Genomic DNA, 21,433 nt, shown 5'->3' with positions numbered 1-21,433 from the left:
AAAGCGAGCCTATGAATAAACGCCCGAGCAAACGCGATTTACGCGATCAACTGAATCAGGAAGTCGATGACTTTCTGCGTCAGGGTGGCGAAGTAAAAGAGGTGGCCCGTGGCGAAACCGGGCTGCAGAATGGCCGCAATAACGATCACTCCCTGGCCTTTGATAAGCCCAAAGAAGAACGCACTCCGCTGACCGATGTATTAAAAACCATCGACCAGCGACGCGAAGCCAGCCGCAAGCACAGCAAACCGGCAGCCGAGAAAAAACACCGCCGTCCGCGTAAAAAAGTCATTTACGATGATTTTGGCGAGCCATTGCGTATTATCTGGGAAGAATAACCGGAAAGGATTTTTCCATGCTGGCAGAACCTCTTGCTCTGTTAATTGCCGCCGCAGTATTTGCCTATGCGCTGTTTTCCCGCAAGACCGAGCAGGCCGCGCTGACCGCGCCGATGATGTTCACCGCCCTGGGGATTTTGCTCGGGCCGGCCTGGCTTGACTGGGTAACCGCAGAAATTGACGGCAAAGGCCTGATGGTGCTGGCGGAATTTACTCTGGCACTGATTCTGTTTGTTGATGCCAGCCAGATTGAACGTGCCCATCTGGTCAAATTTGAAGTATTACCCATCCGCCTGCTGGCTATTGGCCTGCCACTGACCATGGTTGCCGGCACCCTGCTGGCCTATCCGTTATTTGCCGGAGGCTGGCTGCTGGCGGCCCTGCTCGCCATTATGCTCACGCCGACCGATGCGGCCCTGGCACAATCTATTTTTAATAAAAAAGATATCGATGAGTCGCTGCGCCATTCTATTACCGTGGAAAGCGGCCTGAACGATGGCATTGCGTTGCCGGTTTTATTATTTGTTATGGCCCTGCTGGCAGCAAATACCGCTGCCGGTTCTGCCATTGATCATCTGCACTGGCTGTTGTTTATCAGCAAACAATTTCTGATCGGCGTGTTATGCGGTGTTGCAACCGGCCGGGCCGGTGGACTGCTGACCGAAACCGCTGCCCGGCGTCAGTGGATGACGGCTTCATTCCAGCGCTTATCAGCCCCGGCACTGGCTCTTCTGGCATACAGCGGGGCTGAGATCCTTGGTGGTAACGGCTTTATTGCGGTGTTTCTCGCCGGGCTTTTTCTGCAGTCACATCACACCCTGGTACTGCAGCGTCTGAAAGAATTTGGTGAAGCCGAAGGGCAGTTGCTGAGCCTGACCATGTTCTTCCTGTTTGGCCTGATTTTTGTGCCCGATGCCCTGCCACACATCACGCTTAGCAGCTGGATTTACGCCCTGCTTAGCCTGACCGTTATCCGTATGATTCCGGTATTTATCAGCCTCACCGGCAGCGGCCTGCCATTGCGCGCACGGATGTTTCTTGCCTGGTTTGGCCCGCGCGGTATTGCCAGTATTCTGTATCTGCTGCTGGTCAGCGAGCAGCTCGGCTTCGGCAGCAGCAATCCGGATCACGCCGAACTCTTCGCCACCACCGTACTGACCGTGCTGCTCAGCATTTTTATTCATGGCATTTCGGCGCGCTTTTTTACGCGCCTGAGTGTGGATAACAAACCGACATAGCCGACACTCTGTCCTGAAAATGCAACGACCCTGCGATAAAACGGAGCTAAGCCGCATAAAACCTGATCTTTCTTGAGCAAAGACCGTATTACCGATAACTATCCTGTTGCTGAAGTTTGCGCAATATCAATAGCCTTATGGCCCGGATTGAGTACCCTTGGCAGCACAGTATTTATTATTCATCCCTGTTTGTTCTGCCCCTTTTTCTGCCTTAAGGAGTTTGTGTCATGGAAACGAAGAAAATTCTCTCTGCCGCTGCCGTTATTCTCGCCGCGGCCGGCACACTGGCCTGGACTTTATTTAACCCATCATCACTGCCGGAAGGCGTGGTTGAAACCAACGGCCGGCTGGAAGCCGAACAGGTGGAAGTGGCCACCAAAACCGCTGGGCGGGTAGCCGAAGTTCTGGTCAGCGAAGGTCAGCTGGTCGCCGCCGGTGATTTGCTGGTGCGCATGGATAATCAGCAACTGCTGGCGAAAAAGCGCGAAGCCGAAGCACAGATTGCCCAGGCTGAACTGGCCGCCGAAGAAGCCGCCGCCGCTGTCGCCCAGCGTCAGAGTCAGCTGAAGCTGGCCAATGCCGAATTAAAACGCGCGCAAACCCTGTTTAAACAAAAAGTCGCACCGCAGGACAAACTGGATCAGGCCGAAACCCAGCAGGAATCAGCAAGCGCTGGTTTGCGTCTGGCACAGGCCACCGAGAAACGTACCCAGGCCAGTATCGAAGCGGCACGCGCCGGACTGCAGGAATTACAGAGTCTGCTGGATGACACACAGATTTACGCCCCGCGTAACGGCCGTGTGCAGTATGTACTGGCACAACCGGGCGAAGTACTCGCTGCCGGTGGCCGGGTGATTACCCTGCTGGATGTTTCCGATGTGTATATGACCATTTTCTTACCGGCCACTCAGGTTGGAAAGCTGGGGATTAATGACGAAGCACGGCTGGTGCTCGACCCGATTCCGGAATACGTGGTACCGGCACGGATTTCGTTTATTGCCGGTGATGCGCAATTTACCCCGAAATCGGTCGAAACCAGCGAAGAGCGCAACAACCTGATGTTCCGGGTAAAACTCAGCATTGATCCGCAGTTACTGAAACTGCACGAAGAAAAAGTCAAAACCGGCGTGCGCGGCAGTGCCTATGTGCGTACCAACAGCACTCTGGAATGGCCGGAAAATCTGGCCGTGCAACTGCCCTGATATTCATATCCGCCAACAATCGTCTGTAACAGCAAAGACTGCCGCAGACCCTGACCTATGAATACAGGTATGGATACAGATATGGATCAGCAAGCGTTCCGCAGCATTGTCAGAGCCCGCGGCTTAAAGCACGTTTATGGCAAAACCCAGGCGCTGGCACCGCTGGATATTGATATTCCCGCCGGGGTCATGGCTGGGTTTATCGGCCCTGATGGTGTGGGTAAATCCACACTGCTGTCATTAATTACCGGCGTCAGCCAACTGCAGCAGGGGCAGCTGACGGTACTCGGTGGCGATATTAATAACCGCCGCCACCGTAATGCCAGCCTGCCGCGCATTGCCTATATGCCACAGGGGCTGGGCAAAAACCTCTACCCCACGTTAAGCGTGGCGGAAAATCTGGATTTTTTCGGACATTTATTTGGTCAGGATAAAGCCGAGCGCAACAGCCGTATTCAGCGTTTAACCGCAGCCACCGGTCTGGCCCCTTTTCTTGAACGTCCGGCAGGTAAATTGTCCGGCGGCATGAAGCAAAAACTCGGTCTGTGCTGCGCATTAATTCACGACCCCGATTTACTGGTACTGGATGAGCCCACTACCGGCGTTGATCCGTTATCACGTATGCAATTCTGGCAGCTGATTCAGGAAATCCGCCGTGAGCGGCCGCAGATGAGCGTACTGGTCGCCACCGCTTATATGGAAGAAGCGCAGCAGTTTGACTGGCTGGCCGCCATGGACGATGGCCAGATTATTGCCACCGGCACACCACAGGAATTACTGCATAAAACCGGCTGCGATACGCTGGAAAAAGCCTTTATTGCCCTGTTGCCGGAAGAAAAACGTGCCGGTCATCATGAGGTGGTGGTGCCCCCGGCGGTGCAGCACGATGGCCCGCCGGCGATTGAAGCACGGCATTTAACCCGGCGTTTTGGCGATTTTATTGCAGTGAATGATGTCTCCTTCCGCATTCAGCGCGGCGAGATATTCGGCTTTTTAGGTTCCAATGGCTGTGGCAAAACCACCACCATGAAAATGCTGACGGGGCTTTTACCCTTCTCATCCGGTGAAGCGCGTTTATTCGGTCAGCTGCCGCAGGCCAACGATATGGAAACGCGGAAAAAGGTCGGCTATATGTCGCAGAGCTTTTCGCTGTACAGCGAAATCAGCGTACGCCAGAACCTCGAACTGCATGCCAAACTCTATGCGCTGGAAGAGCAACAGGGATCAGCGCGTATTGCCGATGTACTGGAAGAATTCGGTCTTGCCGACGTGCAGAACAGTCTGCCGGAAAGTCTGCCTTTAGGTATCCGCCAGCGTCTGCAGCTGGCGGTTGCGGTATTGCATCAGCCGGATATTTTAATTCTGGATGAGCCAACCTCCGGCGTTGACCCGGTGGCGCGTGATCAGTTCTGGAGTCATTTAATCCGTCTGTCGCGTGAACAGGGCGTGACCATCTTTATTTCCACCCATTTTATGAACGAAGCCGAACGCTGCGACCGTATTTCGCTGATGCATGCCGGCAAAGTGCTGGCGGTGGGAAAACCCGCCGAACTGGCGCAACAGCGTGGCAGCGCATCACTGGAAATTGCCTTTGTTGATTACCTGCGCGAAGCCGCAGGCCTGACAGACAGCCCGGTTAAAAGTGACGTTTCAGTGGAGACACTGGCGGGCCGTCCGGATATTCCTGAACAGGACATGCGCCAGAAACCTGTACGTCAGGCCTTCAGCCTGCGCCGTTGGTGGGCCTATGCCTGGCGTGAAACGCTGGAAATTCAGCGCGATCCTATCCGTTTGCTGTTTGCCTTATTCGGCCCGCTGTTACTGATGCTGACCTTTGGTTATGGCATTTCTTTTGATGTCGATAATTTAAAATACGCGGTCATCGATCAGGACCAGTCACGGGAAAGCCGTATGCTGCTCGAAGGACTATCCGGTTCGCGTTATTTCGACGAGCAACCCGCACCACTGGATTTTGCTGATGGTATGCAGCAATTGCGCAGTGGCAAACTGAGCATACTGGTTGAAATCCCGCCGGATTTTGGCCGCCATTTATTACTCGGCTGGCAGCCGGAAATTGGTGTATTGATTGACGGCGCCATGCCCTTTAAAGCGGAAACCAGCGCCGGTTATATTGACGGCCTGATGCTGCAGGAATTACAGGCGATGGCCGCCGCCAGTCCGCAGGCATCCGGGCTCAGTTTACCGATGTCGGTCAGCACCCGCTTTCACTTTAACCAGTCATTTAAAAGTGTATTTGCCATTGTGCCCGGCGTGGTCATGCTGATGCTGGCGCTGATTCCGGCGATGATGACTGCACTGGGTATTGTGCGGGAAAAAGAAACCGGCTCTATTGCCAATTTCCGTTCTACCCCGGTCACCCGGCTGGAGTTTTTGCTTGGCAAACAGGCGCCTTATATTGCCATTGCCTTTTTAAGCTATATCACCCTGCTGTTAATGGCCGTGCTGCTGTTTCAGGTGCCGGTGCGCGGTTCACTGCTGACACTAAGCAGTGGCGCATTGCTGTATGTGTGGGCGACCACAGGTTTCGGTATGGTGATTTCATCCTTTACCCGTACTCAGGTTGCCGCCTTATTTGCCGCCGCGGTACTCAGCATTTTACCGGCGGTGAATTTCTCCGGTTTATTAACCCCGGTATCGTCATTAACCGGTGCCAGCCAATGGCTGGGGCTGGGGTTCCCGTCGGCCTGGTTTCAGCAGATCAGTATGGGCAGTTTTACCAAAGCCCTGACCTTCTCCCAGCTATGGCATAACCATCTGGCACTGGCTGGTTTTGTGCTGCTCTTTACCCTGCTGGCCTGGCTCGGCCTGAATAAACAGGAGCGTTAATTATGCGTGTAAAAAATATCGCTCAGCTGGGAATCAAAGAGTTATTCAGCCTGAAAGCCGACCCGGTACTGTTGCTGCTGATTATTTATATTTTTTCGGTGGCGGTTTATACCGTGGCAACCGGGGTCAATTTTGAGGTTAAAAACGCCTCGGTCGCGGTGGTTGATGATGATAATTCCGCGTTATCGCGGCAGATTACCGCCAGCCTGCTGGCACCGGAATTTCAGCCTGCGGTGCGCATTGCAGCCTCCCGTATGAACGAAGTGCTGGATAACGGCGAGTTTGTCTTTGTGCTGGTATTTCCACCGGATTTTGAACGTGATCTGCTGCAGGGTAAACAGCCTGAAGTACAGTTAAATGTGGATGCTTCCGCCATGACCCAGGCCGGTAACGGCGCCGTGTATATTCAGCAGATTATTCTCGCCGAGGCCATTCATGCTTTGGCTCCGACGCTGAACTTTGCCGACCAGCTGCCGGTTAAAATCAGCGTGCGTAAGCTGTTTAACCCGAATTCCAGCTCGGCCTGGTTTAACTCGGTAATGCAGGTGATTAACAGTGTGACCATGCTCGGCATTATTCTTACCGGTGCAGCCCTGATCCGTGAACGCGAACACGGCACCATCGAACATTTGCTGGTGATGCCGGTCACTCCGGCAGAAATTATGCTGGCCAAAATCTGGGCCAATGGTCTGGTGATTTTAATCGCAACCCTGCTGTCACTCTGGCTGGTTGTGAATAAGCTTTTGGCGGTACCCATTCATGGCTCGGTGACTTTATTTGCCCTGGCCTCGGCGCTGTACCTGTTTTCGGTAACGTCGCTGGGCATTATGCTCGGCACCCTCACCCGTTCCATGGCACAGTTCGGCCTGCTGATTATTCCGGTGGTGGTGATTATGTATCTGCTGTCGGGCGGTACGACACCGCAGGAAAGTATGCCGGATGCGCTGCGCTGGATTATGCAGCTGTCGCCTTCCACTCATTTTGTGTCACTGGCGCAGGATATTCTCTATCGCGGTGCCGGATTTGAAAGTGTTTGGCCGTTACTGCTGATATTACTGGCGATTGGCGCGGTATTTTTCAGCGTGGCACTGGCACGCTTCCGCAAAGCCATTGTCAGTATGGGCTGATGCGTTCAGCCCAACCGGATTTATTCGCCGCGGGCTTTTTTCCAGGGGTCCGGAGCGCCGGGTTTACGGGGTTTGGCGGCGGCGCTTTTTTGCTTCTGCGCCGCTTTGCTTAAGCCATCACCGGCCGCCATGGTTTTGAGCCGCCCGCGAATCGCTTCTACCTCAAGACCATCTTTGAAACCAATAAACACCGCCTCCACCTGTGCTCTGGCCCAGGGAGTACGGCGCAGAAAGGTAAGACTGGAACGGATGCTGGGGTTGGAGCGGAAACAGTTGATACGCACCAGATCGCTGAGCGTTGCCCAGCCATACTGATCCACCAGCTGGTTGAGCAGATTTTCCAGCGTAACACCCTGCAGATGGTCGGTTTTACGTGGTGCAGATGGAGTAGCAGGCGGGGTATCGGTCATGATTTTCTCTTCCGGGTTCGTACTTAAGGCGCGACCTTAGCAGATGGAGGAAGAAGCGCATAGCGACAGGTTACAGCTGACACCATCATCTGCACGCCGTAACTGCCAGCGACCGCCCTGACTGTCGCTGGCAACCGTCAGAATTACTCAACCGGCTGCGCACATTCCGAATGCGAAGGCTCAAATTTACAGCGGATTTTACGCTGCAGGGTCAGCATATCACCGTCGTAATAATCACGGTCACGCAGGGCAATCCGTGCCTGCTGCATCATCAGCTGGTATTCGGCTTTGTCTTCCGCTGAAATATCAATCCACAGATTATCCGGCACATCACCGGTCTGACGTTCTACTTCTTTTTCAATAGCGGCAAAGCGGCTGTAAAAATTCTCACGCACCAGCTGGGCAATTTCAGTCGGAAATTTATCTTTACGGCCAATTAACTGCAGCGTTAACTGCGAGAACGGATAATTCACAATACCGCCCTTATCGCCGATACCGCGGTATAACTCCATAATGTTATAAGCCACCAGCGGTGCCGGTAATACATCCACGGCGCGGTTATTAAACTTACTGCCGGCACTGACTACGCTGGTCGGCACCGGATTGGCACCCAGCTGCAGAATCATTTCCGCCTGCACCAGATCGTAATCCATCACCGCCACGCGCTTACCCGCCGCTTTCGCCAGCGTGCTGATCTGCTTATCGTTGACGAAAATATAAGCCGCGCCCATAGGGGCAAAACCCATCACCACAAACTGGCCTTCTTCCATGCGCGGTGCATTTTTCGGATTGACCAGTACTTTCATCAGCATATTCATATGCTTTGATGACGGAATCGCACCAATCGCATCGATGGTGCCGGTAAATTTATTAAATAAACGCGCGCGGATACCGGTAAATAAAGCGGCATCGCACTGACCGGCTTTCAGATCATCGGCCAGCACCCCTTCATTGGTATAGGCCTCCATATTAATGGTCACCCCCATATCCAGCATCCGTGCCTGCTGATCCAGTGCAGCCGCATAAATAGGCCCGGAGCGGCCAAGAATATCCCAGACGCAAACCGTTCGTGGCGGAATATTGCCATCAACCAGTGTATTGCCATACAGCTGCTTAATCGCATCAATGCGTTCATGTTCTGTCAGCGCCGGATTCATTGCTTTTTGGTGCAGAGCCTCTGCAGAAACAGCGGAACTGGTGGTGGATTGTGCGGCATACGCACTGCCAGTCAGTAACACGAGAGAAAACAGCAAAAATCGGATCATGGAAGGGCCTGCGTTTTGAATTGTTATTATTGTGCTGCCTGGCAGTACTTATCCGGCCAGACACGGCATGCTCGATAGTAGCCTGATGCTGCAGTCAGCAGCAGGTGAAAAAAAGAAACGATGGTCTTGTTTTTGGCGTAACCGGACATGCTGATGATTCCGGCTAACCTGACAATAACTGACAAAATACATAGCAAGATCATAAAACTGACACCCAAACGTCATGCTTATCTCTTAGGCTCACCTTATCTGTGCACACATTAACCAACAGTAACCCTGTGAGATCCGCTATGAAACCTTTAAGCCGTATTATTGCCCTCAGCAGTCTGGGTCTGGTGACCTTGTTGAGCGGTTGTCAGGATGACGACAATAAAGACTCAGCCAAAGCCATCGACCTGACGATCCTGCACACCAACGATCACCATTCTTACTTTGAAGGCCAGACCTACGACCTGAAGCTGGACTACAACACCACCACCAGCGCGCCGGAAAATGTACGGCTTAACCTGGGTGGCTTTGCCCGTATCGCCAGCGCTATCAGCGCATACCGCGATGACAATACTCTGGTACTGAACAGCGGTGAATTAAACGGCACCCTGTATTTCAGCCTGTTTAAGGGCGAAGTGGATTTTAAAGTATTTAATGCCATTGGCCTGGATGCCTACGAACTGGGCAACCACGAATTTGATGAAGGTGAAAACCGTCTGGCCGAGCTGATTGAGATGGCCGAATTCCCGGTGATCAGCGGTAATATTCACCCGACCAGCAGCAGCCCGTTATACGGTTCAGATATTCAGCCTTACGTTATTAAAGAAGTGGATGGCGAACTGGTTGCTATTCTCGGTGTACTAAAAGTTGAGAAAACCCGTGAATCATCACTGGTTACCGACGCCGTTGAATTTGATGAAGAAATTGCCTCGGTAAAAGAGCATGTCAGCAGCCTGCAGCAGAAAGGCGTGAATAAAATTATCGTGCTGAGCCATCTGGGTTACGACTTTGACCAGATTCTCGCCGCCAGCGTAACCGATGTGGATATTATTATCGGTGGCGATACCCATGATGTTCTCGATTCCAGTGGCGAACTGAGCAGTATGGGGATTGATGTTCACGGTGCATATCCGACGGTCATTATGAACCCGGCCGGTAAACCGGTTTATATTGCCCAGGCCTGGGAATATGCCAAGGGCCTTGGCCGTATGAATGTTTCCTTTGATAAACAGGGCGAAATTACCGCCATCAACGGTAATTTAGAATTACTGGTTGGCGCACCTTATCAGGTAAAAAATGACAGCAATGCCTGGGTAGATGCCAGCGCAGAACAGCAAACACAGATTAAAGCCGCGATTCAGAATCTGAAAACCATCCGCGAAATGGCTGCCGACAGCCGTATCGAAGATATTCTCGCGCCTTATAAAACCGAACTCGAAACCTTTAAAAATGCGTCACTGGGCACTGTTACCAACACTATGCCGTTTACCCGCATTCCACAGCCATTTAATAATGGTGACACGCCATCGGGCAGTTACGCAGCACAGGTTGTAGCGGATGCGTTTATGCAGTATCTGCCGAAAGCCGATGTTGCGATTCAGAATGCCGGCGGTGTACGTGCAGAAATGGCCAGTGGTAATTTCACCGTAGCCGATGCTTACACCATTCTGCCGTTTTCCAATACCGTGGTTACCATTGATATGAGCGGTGCCGATATTGTGAAAGTGCTGAACGAAGGTCTGGATTATGCACAGGGTGTTTCCGGTTCAACCGGTGCTTTCCCGTACTCATCCAACCTGCGCTATGACGTAACCCTGGGGGCTGCGGCCGGAACCGGTATTCACAATGTCGAAGTGCGCAACCGTGCCACAGGCGTGTGGAGCAATATTGATATGGCTGCAACTTACACCGTTGCTACCAACTCGTTTACCGCACTGGGTAAAGATGGCTATAACACCTTTGCCAATGTGCGCGCGGCCAATCCGGCGGCTTTCGAAGAATCCGATGTGGCCTACGCTGTACCTTTAATTGAGTATTTCCGTGATGTACTGGCCAACAATATTTTACCGCCACTGGATGCGGCCAATTACTGCATTAAATCGGTAAGCGTTGCGCCCTGAGTATTTGTACTAAGAAGATTATCTGCAGCCTGATCACACTTATTAACAAGGTCTTGTGATCACCGGCCCGGCATTATGCCCGGCCGGTTTTTTTATATCTGCAACTGACTTTACTGAATGCGGTTTTTCGCTTCGATCCACTGGGCCATATACTGCGTGCTTTTTAAGCTGTGATGGCGCAGCATCATGCTGTAAAAATGCTGCTGACGGTGGGCCTGAATATTCTTACCGATAGCGGCCAGACGCTGCTGCAAACGCGGCGCATGTTCAGCAAAAGAAAAACGTGAACTAATCAGATTAAGCCCGTTTTTCTGTAGACGCAGCCACTGCGCTTCATCCTGATACAACGCCACCGCCTGCTGAATAAAGTCCTCAGCGCTATTGGCAACCAGCGCCGCTTCAGAGCCCGGAGAATACATACCTTCAGCACCAATGGCGGTCGTCACCGCTGGTGTACCGCATTCGGCGGCATCAATTAATTTGCCTTTTAATCCGGCACCAAAGCGTAATGGTGCCAGCATCACCCGCGCCGAACGCACTACCTGTTGCGCATCATCAGCCCAGCCTTTGACCAGAAAACCCTGACGGGCGTTATGCAGCTGGGTGGCCTTAGGCGGCGGATAAGCGCCATAAATATGCAGCTCAGCCTGAGGGAGTTGCTGGCGGATCGCCGGCCATAACGATTCTTTTAAATAGCGCACGGCATCCCAGTTAGGTTCATGGCGGAAGTTACCGATACTGATAAAGTGCTGACGCCGGGAAAAATCCGGCACCGTCTGTGCGGTGTTTTTTTCAGCCTGCATAAACGGCAGATACAACAACTGAGTGGCCGGTACATTAAATTGTGACTGCAGCCAGTCCATTTCAAATTCAGAAATCATCAGGCTCAGATCACAACGCAGGATGGCAGCGATTTCGCGCACGGCCAGCTCGCTGTGCATAAATTCTGCCGGAGGCTGAATCACCGGCTGTTGCGGGTCGGCTTTAATCATCGCCGCACGCGCATGACGCAGACAGTGCAGGTCTTCGGTATCGAGAATACGCAATGCCTGTGGACAATATTTTTCTACCCGCCAGCCGAATTGCTCTTCCATCATAAAACGGTCAAACATCACCGCATCGGGTTTAAGCCGTTGAATAAAGTCATCAAACGACGAACAGTTCAGCGCCAGCTTATGCGGCTGAATATTCAGTGCAGGCAAATCCGTGGCATGTTCACTGAACTCGGCCGGTGAACCATAGTGCACGGTATAGCCACCCTGCTGCAGCGCCTGAATCAGCTGCAGCATACGGCTGCCGGCTGCCGAGGAATTGGGTTCGGGCCAGACATAGCCAATCACCAGCAGTGTTTTCGCCGGCACGGTCGTTTCGGGGGAAGTATTGAAATCAGTCATCGGCGGATTATAGCGGCCGCAATGCCCCGACCGCCATCGCAGATAAAAAGGTTAAAACCAGCGCAACGGATACGCACGACGGTTGATCATACGGTGGTAGATCACTCCGAACAGTACAATCAGCACGGCTCCGCTAAGCACCGGAGTCAGTAAAAAATCCCATTCAGGAACCGTCAGCATAACCAGCAATGGATTCGCTCCGGCCGGCGGATGCAGAGTATTGGTCAGCACCATCAGGCTGACTCCAAGCCCGGTCGCCAGCCCCAGGGTCAGCGGGCTGACCTCTGCATAATGCAGCATCAGCAAGCCGATCAGAGTGGTCAGCAGATGGCCACCGATAATATTGCGCGGCTGTGCCAGCGGGCTGTCGGGCAAGGCAAACAGAATCACCATGGTGGCACCAAAAGGCGCCATGATCAGCAGGCTGTGCTGCCAGTGCTGCAGTAATGCCAGGCTGCTGATACAGAGCATTGCCCCGGCGCCGGCCAGTAAAGCTGCCCTGAGCGAGGTTATGGATGGGTGGCGTAAAAGATGAAGCATAGTGTCTCCTGTGATAACGGCTGTAGCGTTAAATTCAAACAAAATAGACCGATCGGTCTACTTTAAACGCAAGGTAGACAAATCGGTATACCTTTGTCAATATCGGCATATCAGCGGAGCCTTACCATGACCGATTCATCACCGACACCATCAGCAGTCAATGCTGTACCCGCCAAGCAGCAACAGCTGATACAGACGGCCTTTGCTTTGTTTTACCGTGACAGCATTCATGGCGTTGGCATTAATCAGATTCTGCAGGAAGCCGGTATTGCGAAAAAAACCCTGTACCACCACTTCGCCAGTAAAGATGAACTGGTACTGGCAGTGCTGGCCTATCGCGATGAGGTATTTTTTAACTGGCTTGAACAACGTATCCGCAGCGCCAGCAGCAAAGAAGATACGGTGCAGCACTGGTTTGCCGCTCTGGATGACTGGTTTCATAACCGTGTGGCCGAGTTACAGGAATTCCGCGGTTGTTTTTTTATGCACAGCGCCGCCGAATTTACCGACCCTGCCCATCCGGTTCATCAGCACTGTGCGCAACATAAAACCCGCCTTGTCAGCATGCTGAGCAAACACCTGGGGCAATGGCTGGATAGCAGAAAAGCAAAAAAACTGGCGGATGATTTGTGTCTGTTAAAAGAAGGGGCGATTGTCTGCGCTCAGGTGCAGGGCAATAAAAAAGCCGCCCGGCAGGCGGCTTTAATAGCTCAGGGCTTGCTGATATCAGCCCATTAACGACTTATTCCGCTGCGGGCATTTGCCGCTGTGGCCGCTCCAGTACTTCGCGATACCAGATCGGCCAGCCGCGACTGGCACGGATTAATAATTTAATGCCGTTGTTCAGTTCCTGCAGCTGAGCAGCCGACAGGTAATACAGTGTTTCACCCTGCGCATTGATGCCGTCTTTCTGTGGCTGAACACGGATGTCCGGCACGTGGAAGTCGCGCAGCCATTGCGGTGGCTTATTTTCTTCCAGCACTTCAAAGCGAACATTGGTGATATTGCAATCTGCTACGGTCACAGGAGCAGTCGGCCGGGCATTGCATTCTGCCAGCTGGGTCTGCAATGCGGCACGCTCCCGGTTGCATACACTCAATGCCGAGCTGCATTCCTGCAGCTGGCTGGCACTGCTCTGCTGATCCAGCTTTAACTGATCCCGTTCAGTGCTGACCTGCTGCAACTGATGTTTCAGGTCATTCACCCGGTACTCTTCTGCCGCCATTAACTGATTGTGCGTACTGGTCAGCATCACGCACCCCGGCAGGAAAAACGGCAACGCCACAATAAACAGACTCTGGCCCAGTTTCATTGGCTGCCCTCCCATACCAGAAAACCATCAATATCTTCGGCCAGTAATTCATCCAGCTGCTGCTGACTGCGTTCTGACCCCTGCTGCTTAAGCGCTTTGAGTAAACTCAGACGGTCATTAATACGCTGATTAATCACCAGCAGCTGATCACGCCCAGCCTTTAAGCGGTTAAAGGCTTCGATCTGTTCGTTCAGCTCACGGGTACGCTGGGTGATGGTGTTATTCAGACCTTCGACTTTGCCCTCAGCCTGATCGGCCTGCAGCTTTGCCGCATCACGCTGTGCTTCAGCCTGAGTACGCTGGTTATTCAGTAAGGCATTGGCCGTCTTCAGACCATCCTGCTCGCTGCGGCAGTTACGCAGCTCATCCTGTATCGCGCTGAGCTCCTGCTGCAAAGGACATTCCGGTGGGTTAAACACCTGATAAACCAGCGCAGAACCAAGGGCGGCAATAATGGCGAGATAGATATAATCTTTCACGATATTTCCCTGATGAATTATTGTTTATCCCTGTGCCATGACTCTGCCACAGAATATACGGCGGTAAAACTACTCATTCGCCCTGTCCGGCATTGTTGTTAAACTGCATTTTAAACACCGGGTACCGGTGTCCGCGTTGTTTCACCGCCCGCTCTGGCATCGTGAGGTTATTGTGCTGTTACTCGCCAAAATTCTGGTTACCTTCTTAACCGTTGTGCTGTTGGCCAAAGTGGCCGAACGTATGAGCCCACGCCACGCCGGATTACTGGCCGGATTTCCTCTGGGCACGGCCATTGCGCTGTATTTTTTCGGCTGGCAGCAGGGACCGCAGTTTGCCGCTGACAGTGCCATATTTACCCTGTCGGGCCTGACCTCCGCCATTTGTCTGGCCTTTGGCTACTGGCAGGTGATTAAGCGCAAACCAGGTTTAGCCTGGTTGCCGCTGGCGGTACTCAGTGGCTTTGCCTGTTTTTTTTCTGCCAGCGTGATACTGCAGCAATTACCGGCCAACCGCTGGCTGAGTCTGGCGGTGGTGGTGGCTGCCATCTTTTTATTCCGCACGCTGTTTAAAGATATTACGGAGCAACAGATTGACCGCAGCCAGCCGCCGGCCAATAGGCTGGCCGAATTATTATCCGGTAAGGCCGCGACCCTGCTGTTCCGCGCCAGTATTGCCACCGCATCGATACTGCTGATTACCGGCCTCGCCGATCTGCTTGGCCCGACCCGTGCTGGCCTGCTGGCGGCTTTTCCGGTGAGCTTTTTCCCGCTGATGCTGATTCTGCATATCAGCTATGGCGCCGGCGTGCTTAACGCCACCATCAAACATTACCCTGATGGTATCGGCGCATTAGTGGTTTATGCACTGGCAGTCAGTTACCTGTATCCGCTGCTTGGCCTGCACTGGGGAACGGCTGCCTCGTTGCTGTGTTCGGTAGGCTACTTACTGGTTTATTCGCGTCTGAAGAAATAAATCCCAGGTCTGAAAAAACAGAAGGAACCGCGTTATGAAAGGAAGTTGCCTGTGTGGCACGGTCAGCTACGAAATGGACGAACTGGCCATGCCCATTATGCATTGCCATTGTGATACCTGCCGTAAGGCTCAGGGCGCAGCCTTTGTACCCACCGCCGGTGTTAAACGTGAACACTTCCGCTGGCTGAGCGGTGAAGACAAGCTCAGCTGCTATGAATCATCACCGGGTAAAAACCGCTGGTTCTGCTCACGCTGCGGCAGCCATTTAATGGCCGAACGTCCGGCGATGCCGCTGGTGATTGTGCGTGTTGCCACCCTTGATGAAGACCCGGGCGCACGGCCACAGGCGCATATTTGGCAGGAACACGACAAGCCCTGGCTTAACTGGGAAGGGATTGACGGTTTTGCCCAATGGCCGCCCGGAAAAAACTGATACGCTTAGGGCCTGTTAACACTAATTAAACAGGCCCTGGCACAACAGACTGGAGCCCTCCGGACGCTGGCCGGCTCAGACAAAGTGCCGGACTCCTGCTACAATAGCCGCCTTTACACGATCATTGATCAGGGCCTGCCGTGCCGGCCCTTAGTCCGGAATCCAGAACATGAAAGAATTTACCACCCCAACTCAGTTTCAGGATCTTGCCCAGCTGCTTTCTGACGATGGTATTGCCACGTCCGGCATCTGGTATCACGGCACCGCCTCCGGTCTGGTTGCTACGATTCAGAGCGAGGGCCTGAAAGGCTCCGGCGACGCTGAAATTATGGCGCGTCAGCTGAAAACCCTGAGCACTATTGGTCACACCACCAGCGAACATAAAGACCCGGTGTTTTTAACCCAGAGTAAAGAACTGGCGTATTTCTGGGCCAGCCAGAAAACCCACACCCGTAATCTTTACCTGCAGGGCAACGAAGAAGCCGTTATCTTTGCAGTAAACCTGCCGGAAACACTGCAGGCACAGGTGACTACCGATGCCGGTGGTGCAGCGCTGGTGATGGAGCCGGGTAACCTGTATGTAGCCTGGCTGCGCGAGCTGTACGAAAACAACGGCAAAGCACTGGCCGAGATTGATCCGTTCAAGTGTGACCGCATGGATTACCTGAACAAACTGGGTCTGGCTTATCTGGCCACCGATGTTGAACCACAATATCTGACCCTGTTGAAATAACTGCGTAACCGCTGTTATCTGTGCCGGAATATTCTGTTCCGGCGCAACGACTTTTTCTGCTCCCCCGCCAGGCGTAGTCTGCGCCGCTTTCTTTCTGTTCAATCCATTATTCCGCGAGGCTGTGACCATGAAACAGCGCATTGCATTTACGCTGATGATGTCTTTTGTCTTATCGGTGCTGATGACCTGCTGGATTACCTTTCTCAATCTCGGATTTACCGACGAATTTTTTCTGCGCTGGTTTAATGCCTGGATACTGGCCTGGCCAGCGGCGGCGCTGATTGCCTTTTTTAGCGGCCCGACAATTCAGCACTGGTCTGCGCGTTTTAAATAAAAGTGCTCACTGACAGCCAGACATAAAAACGGACGCTGACGCGTCCGTTTTTTTATATGTACCGTCTGTCAGTAATCAGGAACCTGCTCCGATACCCGCAGGCTCAGCCTTATGGCCGGTTTCCTCGATATGCCATACGGTATCGGCGTTGGCACGCTGCAAGCCCCGCTGTGTGCGGTAAGCCGCAAAGATAAAGGCCAGTGCCAGCAACAATGCCGTAAAATCGACCGCCAGCGTAGCCGCACTGTTATAAAACCAGAGTCCGGTAGATGGCATAAGAACCGCCAGTGCCGAAGTTACCGGGATCAACGCGCTGGCCAGCGCACACAACCATAATAACGGTACCGCAGCACGGGCACCGCCACGCATAAACGCAAATGTCAGGGCCAGCAGGAACACCAGATAATAAACCTGCAGGTAAAGGCTGTTAATGTCGGCAACAGCCGCAACATGCCCCCATTTCCCGGCGGCAATAGCAAACCCGATTCCGGCGACGGAGCCCAGCGAAACACCAATGGTCAGCGCTGCCATCAGGCGGGTATTACGTGCCTGTTGTGGTAATGGCTGGCCCCGTTTCTGTTTTTTACGCCGGCTTTCTATCCATAATAAATTGCCGGAATAAAACAAGAACGCTCCGCTTAATCCCAGCAGAAAATACACCCAGCGCACCCACTCGCCAGCAAAACTGCCAAAATGCAGCGCGAAAAATGTCACAACGATATCGCTCCAGACATTACTCTTGCCCGGCAGCATACCCGTCATGGTCAGCTCACCGTTGTAGGGGTTTATACCGACATAACCCGTCAGCGGACCGCGCACCAGATATTGCGGATTATAAATACCGGCACGCACTATTGGCCTTGGGCTTTCGACCTGCATATACACCAGTTCGGTCACTTTAAAATCCGGTGCTGCCTGTTCGATCCGCCGGATCAGTTCTGTCGGCGGTAACAGCTGATCAACGCTTCTGGCCTGTGGTCGTTCTCCCGCAGCCGGAGGCGCCCCGAACATCGGAGTGTCCTGATAAACAACCGCCTTCAGGCTGCCATAAAATGAATCGTGAAAAGCAAAAACAACAACAGTAAACGCAATAATCAGATGGAAAGGCAAACTGGTTATGCCGATTACATTATGCGCATCCAGCCAGAAACGTTTGCGGTTTTTGCCGCGCCGGATCAGGAAAAAATCTTTTACCAGAGTCGGCAGCAAAATAATCAGCCCGGAAACCAGCGCCAGAAAATACAGAATGCCGGCCAGCCCAAGAATCTGTACGCCCAGATATTCATGCCCGACAGTACCGGGAATACCCGCGGTCTGGTGCAATAAATCAATCAGATCACCCAGCATAGAAGGCCGGATACTTTCAGCCTGTACTTCACCGGCCGCATTCAGCGTTGCATGCCAGTGCTCGCCATCCAGATCCGGGCCATGACCGCCATCTTCGTCCTGCGATTGCCACTCAACCGGAGCAGAAATATGCTCCGCCGATTCAAGATGCACCACCAGCTGTTGGCGGGCATCCGGGAATTGCTGCATGACTCCGCTGACCAGCGTATCCAGCTCATTGCTTTTCACCATAGCCAGCTGCTGCGCCGGAGGTGCCGACCAACGGTCAAGCGGCTGTTTGAACATGGTCAGCGCGCCGGCAAAAAAGCCGATAAATAATAATAAGCCGGTACCAATACCCACCCAGGTATGCAGCGCTTTATAAACCCGCAGAATATCGCTGCTGACTTTCATCCGGCCATGACTCCCCGCACGATCAAAAATAACGGCCACAACAGCAGATTCGCACCGCCGAGCCACAACAATGCCTGATTACCACTACGGAACAGGTACACCAGACTCAGGACCAGCAGCCATAACAAGGTCAGCAGCCACATATTAAATTGCACTTTATCGGTAGCTGAGATGCCGCCCGGACCAGCCCAGGCAAACAGACCAGTGATCACCAGCGCCAGCGGAAAACCGAGCAGAACCGCCGCCAGAGTTTTACGCCACCAATCGGGTTGCAGGCGTGGAGCCTTCTGTCTGCCTGCCGATAGTGATTCAGCGCTCACTGACGGAATCCTCCACCGGGGGTTTAAGCAAGGCAGCAAATGGCAGCAGGCCAATGCAGAGCATCATAATTACCAGCCAGGCAAACAATGCGCTGTTAACCGGCAGATAACTGGCAGAAAACAGCAGTCCGCTAAGTACCGCTACCACGCCAAGCCAGCGCCAGGGGCGTATGGATAAAGGCCGTTGCAGCCACTGTTGGTTGCTATGCGACAGATACAACAGCACACAGCCGGTGAGAGTAAGCGCAATAAACATCAGCATGGAACACTCCTGCTACAGAACAGAACCCGGAGCCTGCCGACACACAGTAAACAGGGCCAGATCAGGTAATGATAACGATTAGCATTTGATTCTGAGGTATTTTAGCTATCACATCAATAGTTAATGAGATTTATTATTATTTGAACCTCAGCTGCCATGCTGAACCGTCTTTGTTATTCGTCTTTGTTATAGTGCCGCCATGCCAACGGGGCTTTCTTATTTACCTTTATGGAGACATCGGGATGCCGAGAACCATTTACCTTGCCGGCCCGGAAGTCTTCTGCCCGGCGGCCAGTGAACTTGGCGCGCGTAAAAAAGCCCTGTGTGAGCACTATGGGTTCCGCGGTTTATTTCCACTTGATGGGGAATTACAGCAAAGTGGCAGCGCTCGCGAACTGGGCTTTGCCATCAGTGCGGCAAACGAACAACTGATTCGCCGTGCCGATCTGGTGATTGCCAACCTGACGCCGTTCCGCGGAGCCAGCGCTGATGCTGGTACGGTGTATGAGCTGGGACTGGCACGTGGCCTTGGTAAAATAATTCATGGCTACAGCAATGATCCGGCATTGTTTGCCGAGCGTACCTTTGCATTATTTGGTCAGGGAGAATATGGCGGCTCTGAACTGCACGATTGTGATGGCTTAAGCATTGAGCAGTTTGATCTGCACGACAATCTGATGATCGAAGGCGGTATCGCCCTGAGCGGCGGAATATTCCTGACACACCGGGCAGCAGAGGCGGAAAAGTACACCGATTTAACGGCATTTGAAGCGCTATTAATCAGGCTGAATTGATGCGTTTCCCGGCACGAATCAGCCGCGCCCTGCAGCTTTTTTAATAGCGCAGGACAGCGACAACTGCTCAATCTGCAGTTGCTCTGCTATGCGGCTATCTGACTCACGACACTGATGCCACCGGCGCGACTGTCCTCAAGTGCCGTACTGAGCACGGCACTTGAGGACAGTAAGCGGGAAATGCACGCCACTCCCTCATCGGTCTGCATTTCCTTGCCAGCCAGCGGCTGTTACTGACCATAATTTTTGGCTACCGGCTGTGTCAGTTGTGGCTTATATCAGTTCGCCTTGCTGCTGCCTGCTATTGGAGATATGAGCGATTCAGGTGTGCGCTGTGGCAACTGACCATTAAGCACCGTATAAGCCACCAGACCGATCACCAGTCCCCAGAACGCGCCGCCAATACCCAGCAAGGTGATATTTGCCGCTGCCGCAAGGAAGGTGATGAGCGAGGCTTCACGGGTTCTGGCATCAGCCATGGCGCTGGCAAGACTACCGCCGATGGTGCCCAGCAAAGCCAGACCCGCCAGGGTGGTGATAAAGGTTGCCGGGAAAGCCATGAAGACCGCAGCCAGTGTCACCCCAAAAACACCGACCAGAATGTAGAACACACCAGCAGCAATACCGGCGATCCAGCGTTTATCCGGATTTTCGTGTGCCTCCCGGCCAGTACAGATAGCCGCCGTTATCGCGGCGACGTTGAAAGCATGCGAGCCAAAGGGCGCCATCAGCAGAGAGCCAAATCCGGTGATCGTCACAATAGGGTTGGCACTGGTTCTGAAGCCGTCATTGCGCAGTACCAGCATGCCCGGCATATATTGCCCGGTCAAAGTGATCAGGAATAACGGCAATGCCACGCTCAGCAAAGCATTGAGCGAGAATTCGGGCGTGGTAAAAACAGGGGCGGCCAGCTTCAGGCTCAGGCCCGATAAGTCAACGCGATCCTGAATAAGCAAGAAAGCCAACCCCAGCACCAGAATACCCACCACCGCATAGCGTGCGGTGAAGCGCTTGAGTGCGACATAGGCAACGATTAAGAGTCCCGCCAATAATGGATCAATGCTCATGCCACCAAAGGCCCCGATACCGAACTGGAGCAAGATGCCAGCCAGTAACCCGGCTGCTACCCCGGGTGGAATCAGGCGAATTACCCGCTCAAACCAGCCCGACAGCCCCAGTACGACAAAAGCGGCGGCTGAAATCAGATAAGCGCCGACCGCTTCCGCGTAGGGTGTACTCGCCAGAGCAGTAACCAGAAATGCGGCCGCTGGTGTCGACCAGGCCGTGATGATCGGTTCGCGGGAAACCCAGCTCAGAATAATCCCTGTCACGCCTACGCCGATGGAGATCGACCACACCCATGACGCCGTAAGCTCTGGGCTGAGACCGGCCACTTTGGCGGCCTGGAATACCAGAATAAACGTACCGCCATAGTTAACGATAACGGAGATCAGACCCGCCACAATGGGATGAGTAAGATCGCTCCAACGAACGGGTAAATATGAAGGAATGGATGACATGGTCTGAAGAGGCTCCTGAATGCAATCTGATGGGCAAAGTTGATAAACATGTTTATAGCCCTAA

At 53.2% G+C, this 21,433-nt stretch carries 22 protein-coding genes; 12 read left to right on the top strand and 10 right to left on the bottom strand.

Going from position 1 to position 21,433, the window contains the following annotated elements:
• Positions 1-11: 11 nt before the first annotated feature.
• The 5 genes from HUF18_RS11360 (at position 12) to HUF18_RS11340 (ending at position 6,752) form a co-directional block, all read left to right on the top strand.
• Complete coding sequence (locus tag HUF18_RS11360) at positions 12-338, top strand: hypothetical protein (protein WP_225692267.1); 327 nt, start codon at positions 12-14, stop codon at positions 336-338.
• Between the two features lie 17 nt (positions 339-355).
• Entirely contained in the window at positions 356-1,576 is a 1,221-nt protein-coding gene (locus HUF18_RS11355; protein WP_225692266.1) for a cation:proton antiporter, read from the top strand.
• A gap of 227 nt (positions 1,577-1,803) precedes the next feature.
• Entirely contained in the window at positions 1,804-2,778 is a 975-nt protein-coding gene (locus tag HUF18_RS11350) for an HlyD family secretion protein (RefSeq protein ID WP_225692265.1), read from the top strand.
• Positions 2,779-2,859: 81 nt separating this feature from the next.
• Complete coding sequence (gene rbbA / locus HUF18_RS11345) at positions 2,860-5,625, top strand: ribosome-associated ATPase/putative transporter RbbA (protein ID WP_225692264.1); 2,766 nt, start codon at positions 2,860-2,862, stop codon at positions 5,623-5,625.
• A gap of 2 nt (positions 5,626-5,627) precedes the next feature.
• Entirely contained in the window at positions 5,628-6,752 is a 1,125-nt protein-coding gene (locus HUF18_RS11340; protein ID WP_225692263.1) for an ABC transporter permease, read from the top strand.
• A gap of 20 nt (positions 6,753-6,772) precedes the next feature.
• Here HUF18_RS11340 and HUF18_RS19850 read toward each other — a convergent pair whose 3' ends face one another.
• Both HUF18_RS19850 and HUF18_RS11330 read right to left on the bottom strand, forming a co-directional pair.
• A complete protein-coding gene (locus HUF18_RS19850; RefSeq protein WP_145469646.1) occupies positions 6,773-7,162 on the bottom strand; it encodes a VF530 family protein in 390 nt (129 codons plus the stop codon).
• 143 nt (positions 7,163-7,305) lie between these two features.
• Positions 7,306-8,427, bottom strand: a complete 1,122-nt coding sequence (locus HUF18_RS11330) for a putative solute-binding protein (protein ID WP_222428579.1) — start codon at positions 8,425-8,427, stop codon at positions 7,306-7,308.
• Positions 8,428-8,717: 290 nt separating this feature from the next.
• Between HUF18_RS11330 and HUF18_RS11325 the strand changes: the two genes are divergently transcribed.
• Positions 8,718-10,535 carry a 5'-nucleotidase C-terminal domain-containing protein gene (locus HUF18_RS11325; RefSeq protein ID WP_225692262.1) on the top strand — a complete coding sequence of 606 codons (1,818 nt, stop codon included), beginning with the start codon at positions 8,718-8,720 and terminating at the stop codon, positions 10,533-10,535.
• A gap of 110 nt (positions 10,536-10,645) precedes the next feature.
• On the opposite strand, the gene HUF18_RS11320 is transcribed toward HUF18_RS11325, so the two are convergent.
• Positions 10,646-11,929, bottom strand: a complete 1,284-nt coding sequence (locus tag HUF18_RS11320) for a glycosyltransferase family 4 protein (protein WP_225692261.1) — start codon at positions 11,927-11,929, stop codon at positions 10,646-10,648.
• A 51-nt stretch (positions 11,930-11,980) separates the two neighbouring features.
• Positions 11,981-12,469, bottom strand: coding sequence for an HPP family protein (locus tag HUF18_RS11315; protein ID WP_145469649.1), 489 nt, complete (start codon positions 12,467-12,469; stop codon positions 11,981-11,983).
• A 126-nt stretch (positions 12,470-12,595) separates the two neighbouring features.
• Between HUF18_RS11315 and HUF18_RS11310 the strand changes: the two genes are divergently transcribed.
• Positions 12,596-13,207, top strand: a complete 612-nt coding sequence (locus HUF18_RS11310; RefSeq protein WP_225692260.1) for a TetR/AcrR family transcriptional regulator — start codon at positions 12,596-12,598, stop codon at positions 13,205-13,207.
• A gap of 4 nt (positions 13,208-13,211) precedes the next feature.
• On the opposite strand, the gene HUF18_RS11305 is transcribed toward HUF18_RS11310, so the two are convergent.
• Together HUF18_RS11305 and HUF18_RS11300 are read right to left on the bottom strand one after the other, a co-directional pair.
• Positions 13,212-13,781 carry a hypothetical protein gene (locus tag HUF18_RS11305; protein WP_225692259.1) on the bottom strand — a complete coding sequence of 190 codons (570 nt, stop codon included), beginning with the start codon at positions 13,779-13,781 and terminating at the stop codon, positions 13,212-13,214.
• Positions 13,778-14,260 (bottom strand): hypothetical protein, encoded by a 483-nt coding sequence (locus HUF18_RS11300; RefSeq protein ID WP_225692258.1) that lies wholly within the window; start codon positions 14,258-14,260, stop codon positions 13,778-13,780. Before HUF18_RS11300 ends, HUF18_RS11305 begins: the two co-directional genes overlap by 4 nt.
• Positions 14,261-14,396: 136 nt before the next feature.
• On the opposite strand from HUF18_RS11300, the gene HUF18_RS11295 reads away from it, so the two are divergent.
• The 4 genes from HUF18_RS11295 (at position 14,397) to HUF18_RS11280 (ending at position 16,733) form a co-directional block, all read left to right on the top strand.
• Complete coding sequence (locus HUF18_RS11295) at positions 14,397-15,233, top strand: hypothetical protein (protein WP_225692257.1); 837 nt, start codon at positions 14,397-14,399, stop codon at positions 15,231-15,233.
• A 34-nt stretch (positions 15,234-15,267) separates the two neighbouring features.
• Complete coding sequence (locus tag HUF18_RS11290; protein ID WP_225692256.1) at positions 15,268-15,666, top strand: GFA family protein; 399 nt, start codon at positions 15,268-15,270, stop codon at positions 15,664-15,666.
• 169 nt (positions 15,667-15,835) lie between these two features.
• Positions 15,836-16,399, top strand: coding sequence for a hypothetical protein (locus HUF18_RS11285; RefSeq protein ID WP_225692255.1), 564 nt, complete (start codon positions 15,836-15,838; stop codon positions 16,397-16,399).
• A gap of 127 nt (positions 16,400-16,526) precedes the next feature.
• Positions 16,527-16,733: a DUF2798 domain-containing protein gene (locus HUF18_RS11280; protein ID WP_145469656.1), complete on the top strand. Its 207-nt coding sequence runs from the start codon at positions 16,527-16,529 to the stop codon at positions 16,731-16,733.
• Positions 16,734-16,808: 75 nt separating this feature from the next.
• On the opposite strand, the gene HUF18_RS11275 is transcribed toward HUF18_RS11280, so the two are convergent.
• Genes HUF18_RS11275 through HUF18_RS11265 form a run of 3 tightly spaced genes read right to left on the bottom strand, consistent with a single transcriptional unit; the run spans position 16,809 to position 19,055 of the window.
• Positions 16,809-18,473, bottom strand: a complete 1,665-nt coding sequence (locus HUF18_RS11275; RefSeq protein ID WP_225692254.1) for a PepSY-associated TM helix domain-containing protein — start codon at positions 18,471-18,473, stop codon at positions 16,809-16,811.
• Complete coding sequence (locus HUF18_RS11270; protein WP_225692253.1) at positions 18,470-18,793, bottom strand: hypothetical protein; 324 nt, start codon at positions 18,791-18,793, stop codon at positions 18,470-18,472. The genes HUF18_RS11275 and HUF18_RS11270 overlap by 4 nt, the downstream gene beginning before the upstream one ends.
• Entirely contained in the window at positions 18,783-19,055 is a 273-nt protein-coding gene (locus tag HUF18_RS11265; RefSeq protein ID WP_225692252.1) for a hypothetical protein, read from the bottom strand. Before HUF18_RS11265 ends, HUF18_RS11270 begins: the two co-directional genes overlap by 11 nt.
• Positions 19,056-19,297: 242 nt before the next feature.
• On the opposite strand from HUF18_RS11265, the gene HUF18_RS11260 reads away from it, so the two are divergent.
• Positions 19,298-19,849, top strand: a complete 552-nt coding sequence (locus tag HUF18_RS11260) for a nucleoside 2-deoxyribosyltransferase (protein WP_225692251.1) — start codon at positions 19,298-19,300, stop codon at positions 19,847-19,849.
• A 278-nt stretch (positions 19,850-20,127) separates the two neighbouring features.
• On the opposite strand, the gene HUF18_RS11255 is transcribed toward HUF18_RS11260, so the two are convergent.
• Positions 20,128-21,369, bottom strand: coding sequence for a benzoate/H(+) symporter BenE family transporter (locus HUF18_RS11255; protein ID WP_225692250.1), 1,242 nt, complete (start codon positions 21,367-21,369; stop codon positions 20,128-20,130).
• Between the last annotated feature and the right edge of the window lie 64 nt (positions 21,370-21,433).

The sequence above is a fragment of the Thalassolituus sp. ST750PaO-4 genome, from assembly GCF_020320405.1.
In the GTDB taxonomy this organism is placed as follows: domain Bacteria; phylum Pseudomonadota; class Gammaproteobacteria; order Pseudomonadales; family Oceanobacteraceae; genus Venatoribacter; species Venatoribacter alkanivorans.
This window is presented reverse-complemented; position numbering and strand designations above follow the sequence as displayed.